The 11,771-nt window shown below is 65.9% G+C and carries 11 protein-coding genes; 2 read left to right on the forward strand and 9 right to left on the reverse strand.

Translation table 11 applies throughout. From position 1 onward, the window contains the following. Positions 1–20: 20 nt before the first annotated feature. The gene (locus OXK16_06415; protein ID MDE0375578.1) at positions 21–1,394 is read right to left on the reverse strand and encodes an MFS transporter; all 1,374 of its coding nucleotides are present in this window, start codon (positions 1,392–1,394) and stop codon (positions 21–23) included. A 224-nt stretch (positions 1,395–1,618) separates the two neighbouring features. Between OXK16_06415 and OXK16_06420 the strand changes: the two genes are divergently transcribed. Then, positions 1,619–2,437 carry an ABC transporter ATP-binding protein gene (locus tag OXK16_06420; protein ID MDE0375579.1) on the forward strand — a complete coding sequence of 273 codons (819 nt, stop codon included), beginning with the start codon at positions 1,619–1,621 and terminating at the stop codon, positions 2,435–2,437. A gap of 43 nt (positions 2,438–2,480) precedes the next feature. Here the strand turns inward: OXK16_06420 and OXK16_06425 are convergent, their stop codons facing one another. The 3 genes from OXK16_06425 to OXK16_06435 all read right to left on the reverse strand — a co-directional run bounded on the left by OXK16_06425 (position 2,481) and on the right by OXK16_06435 (position 4,556). Next, positions 2,481–2,831 (reverse strand): transcriptional regulator, encoded by a 351-nt coding sequence (locus OXK16_06425; protein MDE0375580.1) that lies wholly within the window; start codon positions 2,829–2,831, stop codon positions 2,481–2,483. Next, a complete protein-coding gene (locus tag OXK16_06430; protein ID MDE0375581.1) occupies positions 2,828–3,370 on the reverse strand; it encodes a hypothetical protein in 543 nt (180 codons plus the stop codon). Before OXK16_06430 ends, OXK16_06425 begins: the two co-directional genes overlap by 4 nt. 223 nt (positions 3,371–3,593) lie before the next feature. Then, positions 3,594–4,556 (reverse strand): carbon-nitrogen hydrolase family protein, encoded by a 963-nt coding sequence (locus tag OXK16_06435; protein ID MDE0375582.1) that lies wholly within the window; start codon positions 4,554–4,556, stop codon positions 3,594–3,596. A 96-nt stretch (positions 4,557–4,652) separates the two neighbouring features. Between OXK16_06435 and OXK16_06440 the strand changes: the two genes are divergently transcribed. Then, complete coding sequence (locus tag OXK16_06440; protein ID MDE0375583.1) at positions 4,653–5,660, forward strand: alpha/beta fold hydrolase; 1,008 nt, start codon at positions 4,653–4,655, stop codon at positions 5,658–5,660. A 186-nt stretch (positions 5,661–5,846) separates the two neighbouring features. Here the strand turns inward: OXK16_06440 and OXK16_06445 are convergent, their stop codons facing one another. The 5 genes from OXK16_06445 to OXK16_06465 form a co-directional block, all read right to left on the reverse strand. After that, positions 5,847–6,422 carry an OsmC family protein gene (locus OXK16_06445; GenBank protein MDE0375584.1) on the reverse strand — a complete coding sequence of 192 codons (576 nt, stop codon included), beginning with the start codon at positions 6,420–6,422 and terminating at the stop codon, positions 5,847–5,849. After that, positions 6,419–7,534: an LLM class flavin-dependent oxidoreductase gene (locus OXK16_06450; GenBank protein ID MDE0375585.1), complete on the reverse strand. Its 1,116-nt coding sequence runs from the start codon at positions 7,532–7,534 to the stop codon at positions 6,419–6,421. Before OXK16_06450 ends, OXK16_06445 begins: the two co-directional genes overlap by 4 nt. Before the next feature lie 43 nt (positions 7,535–7,577). Continuing rightward, positions 7,578–8,594, reverse strand: coding sequence for an ABC transporter permease subunit (locus OXK16_06455; protein ID MDE0375586.1), 1,017 nt, complete (start codon positions 8,592–8,594; stop codon positions 7,578–7,580). Continuing rightward, positions 8,594–9,439: an ABC transporter permease gene (locus OXK16_06460; protein MDE0375587.1), complete on the reverse strand. Its 846-nt coding sequence runs from the start codon at positions 9,437–9,439 to the stop codon at positions 8,594–8,596. The genes OXK16_06455 and OXK16_06460 overlap by 1 nt, the downstream gene beginning before the upstream one ends. Before the next feature lie 197 nt (positions 9,440–9,636). After that, positions 9,637–11,769: an ABC transporter substrate-binding protein gene (locus OXK16_06465; GenBank protein MDE0375588.1), complete on the reverse strand. Its 2,133-nt coding sequence runs from the start codon at positions 11,767–11,769 to the stop codon at positions 9,637–9,639. Positions 11,770–11,771: the final 2 nt, after the last annotated feature.

Here is an 11,771-nt window from a genome sequence, read left to right on the forward strand (position 1 = left end):
CCACTTCCCGGGGCAGGCGATCATGACCGGTCCCCCTCGGGTCTCATGATGAGAATGCGCGCCGTCATGATGACCCCTACCAGAGCCACGGCAGCCAGCCCGGCTTCGCCCACGGGGAATCCCGAGCCCAGGATCGGGACGGACAGGTCACGCTGGATGATCCCGGTTGTCACCGCCCCGCCCGATGATCCGCCGAGGAAGAAGCCCAGGTAGAAGATCCCGATGGCGATCGACTGGGATGGACCGTCGAAGCGCTTCGTCACCGCATCGACCAGCGGAGGGGTCAACAGTCCGAACCCGATGCCGAGCGGTATCACCAGTATCGCCACCAAGCCGGGGCCGCGGTCGACTCCCAGTGCGGCCAGCAGCCCGGTTCCCGCCAGAAGGAACAGCAGCGAGACCAGCGTCGTGCCCATGTAGCCCAGCCTCCGTGAGGCAAGCCTGGTAGTCGTGGACGCCAGGGAGATCGACGCCGCGGCGGGGACGATGACCAGGCCGATACCCACCGCATCTATCTCGTGGGCCCGGGACAGGGCCGATGGCAGGGCGATGATCGTACCGAGATAGGCGGCGCTTCCCACGAAGGCGGCGATCGCCAGAGGGAGGAACTTCCGGTCAGACAGCACCGACATGGGTATGAACGGAGCCGGATGGCGCTTCGACCTGGAAGCGGTGAGCAAGCCGCCCAGAACGGCGACTATCACGGCGCCCCCGGTCAGGAGCGTGGCGCCGTCTAACGGGAACCGGTTGACGGCAAAGACCAAACCGCCGATCAGGAGCAGGACCGAGCCCGCACCCGCGTAGTCCAGGCGGTGGTCGGGGTCACCGCGCTGGGGCAGGTCGTACCAGATGAAGGCCGCGACGGGTGAGGCCAGCATCCCGACCCCCACCGCGGCCCGCCAGCTGATGAGGTCCACTAGCAGACCGCCGATCATCGGTCCGAGGGCCTGAGCGACGCCCACCACCGCGGTGATGATCCCGTAGGCGAACTGGCGCCGCTCCGGGGGGTACCTGGTGGCGAGGATGGCCACCGACAGGGTCGGGATAGCCCCTGAACCCGCCCCCTGGATCACCCGCGCCGCGATCACCACCTGCAGGGTCGGCGCCACGACCGCCACCAGAGAGCCGAACGCAAGGAGCAGGATCCCGAACGAGAGGGTTCTTCCCAGCCCGAACCGGGCCGCCAGCCGCCCGTACAGGGCGGTGGCTATGGCGAACATCGCCGAGTAACCGAAGACCACCCATCCCACGTCCGCCGGTCCGGCCGCGAACGTCTGGGCGATGGCGGGTTGGGAGACGGCCGAGGCCGTCGTATTCGCCACGGTGAGGAACACGGCCGCCCCGAGCATGGTCAGGATGGCAGTCGCCGACAGCCGGCCCCTAACGGTATCCACGCTACATGCCCGTTCCGGCCCGCTCAAACAGATCCGACTCGAGCGGACCCGCGTCCGGTCCCGTGCCAGCGACCGAGCGAGAGAGCCGATGGGTATCCGGGCTTCCAGTGACCGCTATCGGTGCCTCCGCTAGTCTGTATACAGAGCACTGTATACAGTGGCTGTCGGGTGTGTGCTGACCGCACGACCGCCTTCGCTCCATTGGTTCGAGTAGGAGACTGCCGGTGGCGAGACCGAAGATCGAGATAGCACACGTCGACAAGTTCTATCGAAAGACCGGTACGCCTCCGAAGCGCCTCAGCCGGCGGGGACGGACGCACGGGACGGTTCAGGCCCTGCGCGACGCCAGCCTGACCGTGGCCGAGGGCGAGTTCGTCAGCCTCATCGGTCCGAGCGGATGCGGCAAGACCACCCTGCTAAAGGTCTTGGACGGCTTGGTCCCTTACGATTCCGGTGAGGTCAGAGTCTCGGGCAAGCCCGTAACCGGGCCCGGCCGGGATCGCGCCTTCGTGTTCCAGCAGTTCGGGCTCTTTCCGTGGCGAACCGTGACGGGGAACGTGACGCTCCCCTTGGAGGCTGCCGGGAAGTCAAGGGCGGAGCGCGAGGAGATTGCTTGGAAGTACATAAGGATGGTGGGACTGGAGGGCTTCGCCAACCACCATCCTCATGAACTGTCCGGCGGTATGCAGCAGCGGGTGGGAATCGCCCGCGCCCTGGCGGTAGATCCCGAGATACTGCTCATGGACGAGCCGTTCGGCGCTCTCGACGCGCAGACCCGCGAGTTGATGCAGATAGAACTGCTCGGGATCTGGGAGAAGACGCGCAAGACGGTGGTGTTCGTCACCCATAGCGTGGACGAGGCGATCTTCCTGTCGGGGCGGATAGCTGTCATGTCGGCGCACCCGGGCACGGTGAGCGAGGTCATCGACGTCCCCTTTCCGTACCCGAGGACCGAGGGGGACCTGAAGCGGGATCCCTTGTTCGCCGACATGCGACACGACATCTGGAACAAGTTACTGCCGCACAAGACCGCCACCGTTTGACGGGATCGCTGCGGCGAGCGGATACGGCGGCATCCCCTTCCGGCTAGGCCTCTCCCTTTGCGGCTAGCTGTCCCTCCGGCTGGAGGGGCGGGGCCCACTTCAACACCTTCTCGAGGTTGACCAGATAGTCCGCGAAGGCCCGGCGGCCCGAAGGCGTGGCCTTCACCCATGTGGAGGGCTTCTCATTCCGGAACTCCTTGGTGATCGCAACGTAACCGGTGTCCCGCAGCTTGCGCAGGTGGATGGTGAGGTTCCCACCGGTGAGATCCAGAGTGCTCTGGATGAACGTGTAGGCCACCCGACCGTTGCCCGGCTGGGAGACCAGCAGCGTCATTATCCGCAAACGGACGGGTTGATGGATGATCTGGTCGAGGTCGACGGGCTCGCTGGTCACCGGATCCCGATCCTGCGCAACCACGCCGCGCCCCCGCCCACGACCGCCAGGGTCGCCACCGCGGAGACCACCAGTGCGGCGTCACCGGCCAGGAAGCTGGGAACGTAGTAGGCGGCGGCTATCCCGGCGCCGACGGCTGCCAGCGCCGGCCGGGTCATCATGCCGTAGAGGATGTACCCCAGGGCCACTATCCCGATGGCCACGTGGGGGATACGAGGGCCGAGCTCGTCATTCCACATTCCCGCGGCCGCCGGGATGAACCAGGCCGCCACCGCCACCGCCATCCAGAACCCGAAGACCCTGAGACCGACCGCCCGGCTGGCCTCCCTCGACACGTTCCTGCGCCCCGCCCGGTGCCCGATGACGGCGCTCCCGACTGTCCCGCCCACGATCAGGACGCCGAATAGGGGCACCACCACCCACGGTCTCTGCGCCACCAGATCGGAGCCCCCGGTCTGGAGCCAGTATGAGAAGAGATACGCCACCGCGGTGATACCTCCCCACAGCAGCAGGATCGGTGAGGTTCCGGCGAGGTACATCGAACTCCTCGCCCTGTCCATCGTGGTGTGGATGGATCCCCAACTCTCTTCAGGGGTGAGGGCGGATCCACCACTTTCTGAGCCTGGCATCGGGAACCTTCCATATAGTTTGTAATACAAAGTAGTTTATACAGAAGAGGATTCTGATGTCAAGGCCGTTTCCACAAAAGGGAGTGGCGCATCAAGCACGACAGGTCGTTGGATCCGGTTGAGGTGGACGAACCTATTCGGAGGTGTCCCCGGCTCCGCCCGTGACGTCCGGACGGCGCGGCGGCGTGACGTCGAAGGCGAAGAGGTCGGACCGGCTGTAGTGACCGGCCACATCCAGGTCGAACTTGCCCCTGATCGTGTCGGCCAGGTCGATCTCGGCGGTCAGGATCGCCTCGCTCCCATAGTGGGGCCCGGCGAGGACCTCACCGAACGGATCGACGATACAACTCCCACCCGGGGTGATCACACCGTCGGGCGCGTCGCCGAAAACGGACCGGTAGTCGGCGGGATAGTCCGCACGGGTCGTGTACTGGTTGGCCGAGAGCACGTAGCAGCGGCCCTCCACCGCCACATGCCGCATGGAGGCGGTCCAGCTGTCCCTGGCGTCGGCAGTCGGGGCACACCACACCTGGATGTTCTGCCGGTAGAGGGAGTAGCGGAGCAGCGGCATGTAGTTCTCCCAGCAGATGGCGGCGCCCAGGTTGCCGTGCCGGGTCCGGTGAACCTGGAGCGTCGACCCGTCCCCGAACCCCCAGATCAGCCGTTCGGAACCGGTCGGCATCACCTTGCGGTGCTTGGCGTACATGCCCTCCTCCGGCGCGAAGAACAGCACCGAGCAGTACAGGGTGCTCCCGCCGCGCTCGATCACCCCGATCACGATGTCCAGCGCCAGATCGGATGACAGTCCGGCGAGCCGGTGGGTGACGGGACCGGGCACGTCGATCGCCGACTCCCAGTAGCGGAGGAACATGTCCCGGCCCTCCTCGCTCCGCGACCCGACCACTGCCCCGAAGTCGAGGCCCCGCGGGTAGGCGGAGAAGAAGGCCTCGGGGAACACTGCCAAGTCCACGCCACGCGACCGGGCGCGGGTAGCCAGATCGACTGTCTTCGATAGCGTGGCCTCCGGATCGAATCCGACCGGTGCCGCCTGCACTACTCCGGCGACGAACTTGGATCCCGGCGGGCGTTCAGCCATGGGAGCAATCGTTAAGATCGGCGACCGACATTTCCGAGAGGCTAATACCCGGCCGGGCGCCGCAGGCTCGATCGGAGAGAAATACCAGGAGGCTCCGTGAGCACCCGAAGCGTCAGCCGGACCAGACCCTTCCGGGACGAGGACCGCTTGGTAGAGGCCGAAGGCGCCACCCTGGCCGGGACCCTGACCCTGCCCACCGGCGAAGGCCCGTGGCCGGTGACCCTCCTGCTGGGAGGGACGTTCTCGGATCTCAGGGATGCCGACGTGGATCCGAGGCTTTGGCCCGGCGTCCCCAAGCGCCACATGTACGCCATCCTCGCCCGCGGTCTGGCGGGAGCGGGCATCGCCTCCTTCCGCTTCGACCGGAGGGGCGCCGGCCAGAGCACGGGCGAGCTGGGAGTCCGGCGCGCCGAGGAGGTCGCCGACGCCGGGGCCGTGTGGCGATGGGTCCGGTCCCTGCCGGAGTGCAACGGCAGGGCGGCCATGCTGGGCCACAGCGCCGGCGCCTACGTGCTCTGCCGGGTGGCGCTCGAAGTGGGGCAGCCCGACGCGGCGGTGTTGCAGGGCGCCCTCTACCGGTCGATCGCGGCGTTGCTCGAGTACAACTACCGCCTGATTCGTGATTACATGCGCCTCGGCGAGTCCGAGGTGGCGTGGGTGAAGGAGCACTCCCCCAAGGCCTACGAGGATGCGATGATGATGCCAGCCATCGTCACCGCGATCGAGAACCGCGAGCCGCTGGCGACGGCGGAGGTCTACGGTGTGACCAGGACCCGCGACCTGTCGAGCCTGCGGTACGACCTGGACCTCCCTCCCGAGGACCAGTTCCGCCACCTGGCAGCCCCCGCCCTCGTGCTGCACGGCGCCGAGGACCTGAACGTACCCACAGAGGACGCCTTCGAGACGGCGCGAGCCCTGTGGGCCGCCGGGAACAGGGATGTCGAACTGAGGGTGATCCCGGGCGCCAACCACTCCTTCCAGCTGGACGCCGAGGACTACGCCACCCGGGTGCAGGAGAAGATCACCATGAAGAACTTCGGGCGGCCTTTCCACCCGCTCTATCCCGGCGTCGTGATCGACTACCTGGCAAGAAGGCTCCGCTGACCCTCCCGGTTTAGATCATCGACCGGAGCGGGCGTCAACCGTGACGCTCGTGCAAAGTGGGCAGAACCGGCATCAAGGAGTGCGCAGAATCGGTATCCAAACATGCGCAGAAACGGCATCGACACATGCGCGGGCAGAGTGTCATGTCGGTGGCTTGGTCCAGGGCCGTCCCGAAGACCCCCGTCTTCAGCCGGACTGCTGAACTCCGTGCGGGACGGTGTTGCGGATGACGGTTCCGTTGTGGTTGACCACGGTGTAGACGGGTACCGCCCGCCGGGAGAAGGCGCCCAGCGGGCAGCGGGCATCGCCCCAGTCGATCATGGCCAGGACGGAGTCGGCCGCCGACGGGCTCTCCACGTGTACGTCGAACACCAGCCACTGGATGTGGATGGGCTTGTACTCGAAGCCATGCTCCCCGCGCAGGTCGAGGTGGGTGGTGATGCTCATCCCGAGCCCTTCGACCTCACACTCCGCGAACGCGGCCCCCTTGGCGTACCAGCCGAGCATGCAGAAGGCGATCCCGCTGAGGAAGTACCTGATGGGGCTCGGGCCTCGTTCCTGCCCTCCCCGGTCGAAGGCCTCGTCGCCGTAGAAGGTGAACTCCCGGTCGTACTGGATGAACGACGACCGTACGCTCACGTCTTCAATGGTCTCGGCCGACACGTAGGGATGGACGAGCCCGGCGGCGTGGTTACCGCCCAGCTTCTCGACCACACCCTCGTAGTTGGCCCTCAGCTTCTCGTGGTCGACGATCCCCATCATTTCCTCCTGTCTGCTTGCGGCATACCCGACCGGGCGATCTCCTCCCGCACGATCGGTAGTACGGACCCGCTTATCTCCTCCAGGGTCTCCTCGAAGCGATCGAACTGGTTGCGCACGTCGAACGTGAAGTGGTCGAACCCCCGCTTGTAGTACTCAAGGACGCCGTCCGCCACGTCGCGGGCGTCGCCCACCACCACCACGCCCCGGATGTCCTCGAGCGTCCGGAAGGCGCCCCCCGGCGGGGTCACCCAGTTCCTCTTACCGTCTCTCGACATCCGCTCCACGCTCACCCGGCTGCGGGCCCGGTCCCGGTCATCGTCGAGAATCGTGCGGGGTGTGGCTGAGAGGAAGAGACGGTCGATGCTACCCAGCAGCTCCCGCATGTAGGAGAGCCGGGCGTCGACGGTGGTGAGCGGGACGGTTCCGGCGAGCCAACCATCTGCATGGCGGGCGGCTATCCGGGCTGCCCGCCGGGAAGGACCCCCGTAGAGGATGGGTAGCGGATGCTCGAGTTTCGGTTCGAGGGAGGCGTGGTGAACCCGGAAGATCTCCCCGTCGAATGTAACGCCGTTGTCGACCCACAGCCGGCGCACGATCTCGATCATCTCCAGGACCGCCCGGTGTTTGCGGTCCGGGTCGATCCCGGCCGCCCTCAACTCGCCGCCGTGACCGGCCCCGAAGCCGGCGATGACGCGCCCGCCGGTGAGGTAGGAGAGGGTGAGGTACTGCTGGGCGACCCTGATCGGATGGCGCACCGGGATCATCACCCCTGTCCCGATGACCAGCCGTTCCACCAGGGTTCCCAGCCCGACCAGGGTGGTGAACGGCTCCAGGAAGGTCATGTCGGTGTGTTCCTCGTGGCTGTGCGGATGCCAGAGGAGGTGATCGCGGGCCCACACCGCGTCGAAGCCCAGGTCCTCTATGAGCTTCATCCCCTCGATCAGGCGGGTCCGCGAGGCGTGGGGACCGAAGTGGGGCAGCAACACCCCGAAGGTCATCCCCGTCCGGGGCCTCCTAAGGGGATGGCCGGCCAGGTCCCGGCTCACAGAAGCTCCGGCGCCGGCGCGGGGAAGAGCGTCCGGGCGCCGGGCCGCTCTCGAACGGTCCGGCACCTTCCATATCCGATGGATCGCACCGCGGCTTCCCGGTCCGGTCTCAGAACGCCTTGGGTCGCCAGGAGGACAACCGGGACTCGACCGCCTTGGTGATGGTGATCATGATCCCCCCGATCACCATCAGCAGCAGGGCCATGGCGAACAGCCGGTCGGTGTGGTAGGAGGCCCGGGCATCCCGGATCACGAAGCCCAGTCCGGGCACCCCGATCAGGAACTCGGCCACTATCACCGCTATCAGCCCTCGCTGAACGGCTATGCGGAGACCGGTGGCCAGGAACGGGACGGCGCCGGGTAGGAGTATCTTCAGGAACATGTGCCGGTCGCGTACTACGAGCAGCCCTACCGTCCCGAACAGCAGTACCAGACCCTGGATCAGGCTCAGCCATCCCGCAGCCGTGCCCAGGAAGGTGACGACGAGGAGGATGGCCCCGACCCATTCCTCGACCACGCCCTTGCCCGACCTCAGGTTGAAGGCATAGGAGATCTCGTTGTACTCCTTCATCAACTGGTGCACCCCCGCCGCGGTGGAAAAGGCGATCAGAACCGAGCAGGCCACCACCACGCTGGCGATCACGAACCTGGAGAAGGGAATCTCGACCCCGGCCGCCAGGAAGTGGTCTGCGATGCCGAACCAGATGACCATGATCGGGACGAAGGCCACCCGCGGGACCGAATAGACGGCCGCCAGGTAGGGATCGAGCGCCACCCGGAACACCCGGTACCGGCCGATCAGGAAGCCGAGGGTCACCCCCACGATGAACGAGAGCACCATGCCGATCAGCAGAGCCCCCATGGACTTCATGAGCAGTACCGGGAAGCTCCCCTCGATGTAGGGAAGCACCTGCTCGGCTCCGAGGAGCCTCCACAACTCGGCGAGCGTCAGGCTCGGCTGCGAGTACCACTCGGGCTTCCGGGCGCCGAACACCTCCCACAGCCCCAGGAAGACCACGATTCCGGTCAGTTGAAGGATCCTCACCCGGCTGATCCGGAACGGGCTACGGGTCTCCCCGCCAGTCTGGACGGCGCCGTCTCCGCTGTCTGTCGAAGTCTCGGCCATCACGTGGCCTCCATAGTGCTCCACGGGGTCACCCACCGCTCGAGTAGCCGCAGGCCGAGGTTGATCGCTACTCCCACCGCCATGACGGTCAGCATGCCGGCGAAGGTCGAGTGCATCCGGTACTCGTTGGTCTGGTTGGCTATCAGCCCGCCTATCCCGTTGGCCTCTAGGAAGAAGCCGGCCAGCACCACACCCACCATCCCATGCAGAAGGCCGAGGCGGAGCCCGGTGATGATGTAGGGCGCGGTGGCCGGCGCGATGATCTTGGTGAGCATCATGCCCTCCGGGATCGAGTATGACCTGGCCACGTCCACGTACTCGGCGTTCGTCACCTTGATGCCGTCGCGAACGGTGAAGAAGACCTCGAAGAAGCTGAAGAGGATCACTATCAGCACCTTGGCGTTGAACTGGAAGCCCAGCCAGAGGGCGATGATCGGCAGTAGGGCGATCTTGGGCGTCATGAACACACCCACGAACACCGGCTCGACGGTGTTGTCGATCGAGCGGTACCGTCCCATGACGAAGCCCAGAATGATTCCGGCCACCGCCGAAATGGCCAGGGCGGTGAACATGATGGCCAGGTCGGACCGCCACGCCTTCCACAGGTCGCCGCTGACGGTCATCTCCCATAGCGCATCCCAGGTCCTGGTCACCGAGGCGAAGGTGACGGTGCTGGTGCGCCTGCCGAAGACCTCCCAGCCGGTGAGGATGACGGCGAGGGTCAGGATCCGGATCACCCAACTCGATTGGAACACCGCCAGGAACCGCAGCAGGGGGCGGCTCCACCCGGCAGCCAGGACCGCGGGACCCCTCTCCCGGTGGGTCAGCGTGTCGACTGCGGCCATTTCCAATAGCTCCCCATCTCATGACCCGAGAGTGGCACCGGCCATCCCCGGCAAACCGGAACCAGGCTGCCTTCAGGACGGCCGGAACTTACGGGAACCTTAGTCCCACGCTCCGCAGCCGTATGGGCACCTAACGGGCCTGCCGTATCCCGGAGGAACCGGCAGGCCCGCAGACTCATTTCGTCGTGTCGTCGGTTCTATCGCCGCCCGAGAATGTCCAGTGCCTGGTCCTGGAACTCGAAGGTGACCAACTCCTCGACCGTGTAGGCCCGGTCGACCGCCTCGAACGCGAGAGAGGTGTCCAGCGTGGTCTGCATCAGGTCGTAGTCGAGGGAACCGTTGACCGGCCACATGTCCAGCTCGTGGATGAGCCCGTCGTAATCGATCGCCGCAGCCTCCGCGGTCAGGCGCTCGTTCACCGACATGGCGTACTCGATCCACTGCTGCTTGTCCTCCTGTGCCCAACGCGCCGACTTCAACGACGCGATGTTGAACGCCAGCGCCATGTCAGGATTGGCCTCCACCCAGGCCCTCTCGGCATACCACACCGAGGAGATCTGAGGGGCCGCCTCCCAACCCGCACAAAGCATGTTGTAGGCGCCCTCGCCCTCATTCAGGGTGAGCTGAGTGAGACGCCAGGTAGCCGAGATACCGCCGACAACCTGACCCGACGTGATCGCCTGGGTCGCCTCACCCGTGTGCGCCAGCCGCACCAGCTGCACATCGTCCACGGTCATGCCCACATCCGCCAGACACTTCTGGAGAGTCTGGCCGGTGATCTGGTTCAGGCTCTGCGTCGCCGCCACCGGCTGGCCCCGCAACTCCTCCATCGAACTGATCGGCGCCTTCGCCGCGATTATGAACGAGTTCTTCTGGTCGTCACCGCCGAAGGCGACGAAATCCGATCCCGCCGAGACGGCATTCGCCATACCGGCCAGGGAGAGCTGGCCGACATCAACCTCACCGGCGATAGTCGCCGCCACCAGCGGATCGGAGTCCAGCAGACGGAACTCCACGTCGAGACCAAAGTCATCCCGCAGGAAGTCCATCGTCCGGAACGCACCCGTCAAGGAAGCGTTCGGGAAGCCCGAGCTACCCACCACCACCGACTGGCCCTCGATCCGGGACCGGATATCGGCGATCATCGCATCCGCATCCATCATCGCATCGTCTGCCATCGAGATATCAGGATTGCGCTCGGCAGTCCCGAGGATCTCGAGTGCCTTGTCCTGGAACTCGAAGGTGACCAGTTCCTCGACCGTGTACTCACGGTCGACCGCCTCGAACGCGAAGGACGTTTCCAAGGTGGTCTGCAAGAGGTCGTAGTCGAGGGAACCGTTGACCGGCCACATGTCCAGCTCGCCCAAGAGGCTGTCGTAGTCGAGCGACGCAGCCTCCGGGGTAAGGCGCTCGTTCACCGACATGGCGTACTCGATCCACTGCTGCTTGTCCTCCTGCGCCCAACGCGCCGACTTCAACGACGCGATGTTGAACGCCAGCGCCATGTCAGGATTGGCCTCCACCCAGGCCCTCTCGGCATACCACACCGAGGAGATCTGAGGGGCCGCCTCCCAACCCGCACAAAGCATGTTGTAGGCGCCCTCGCCCTCATTCAGGGTGAGCTGAGTGAGACGCCAGGTAGCCGAGATACCGCCGACAACCTGACCCGACGTGATCGCCTGGGTCGCCTCACCCGTGTGCGCCAGCCGCACCAGCTGCACATCGTCCACGGTCATGCCCACATCCGCCAGACACTTCTGGAGAGTCTGGCCGGTGATCTGGTTCAGGCTCTGCGTCGCCGCCACCGGCTGGCCCCGCAACTCCTCCATCGAACTGATCGGCGCCTTCGCCGCGATTATGAACGAGTTCTTCTGGTCGTCACCGCCGAAGGCGACGAAATCCGATCCCGCCGAGACGGCATTCGCCATACCGGCCAGGGAGAGCTGGCCGACATCAACCTCACCGGCGATAGTCGCCGCCACCAGCGGATCGGAGTCCAGCAGACGGAACTCCACGTCGAGACCAAAGTCATCCCGCAGGAAGTCCATCGTCCGGAACGCACCCGTCAAGGAAGCGTTCGGGAAGCCCGAGCTACCCACCACCACCGACTGGCCCTCGATCCGGGACCGGATGTCGGCGATCGTCTCGGCCTCATCCATCATCGCATCGTCGGCCGGAGCCGTCTCGGTGGGCGTGTCGTCGGCCGGGGCCTGGGTGGCCTGGGTGGCCTGCGTTGCGGTCGTAGCCTGGGTGGTAGCAGCGGGCTCCTCATCGGCGCCGCAGGCGGCGCCAAGCAGGACAAAGCCCAGCACCAGTGCCAAAAGCCTCATGT

It is taken from the genome of bacterium, assembly GCA_028821235.1.
Lineage (GTDB): Bacteria > Actinomycetota > Acidimicrobiia > Spongiisociales > Spongiisociaceae > Spongiisocius.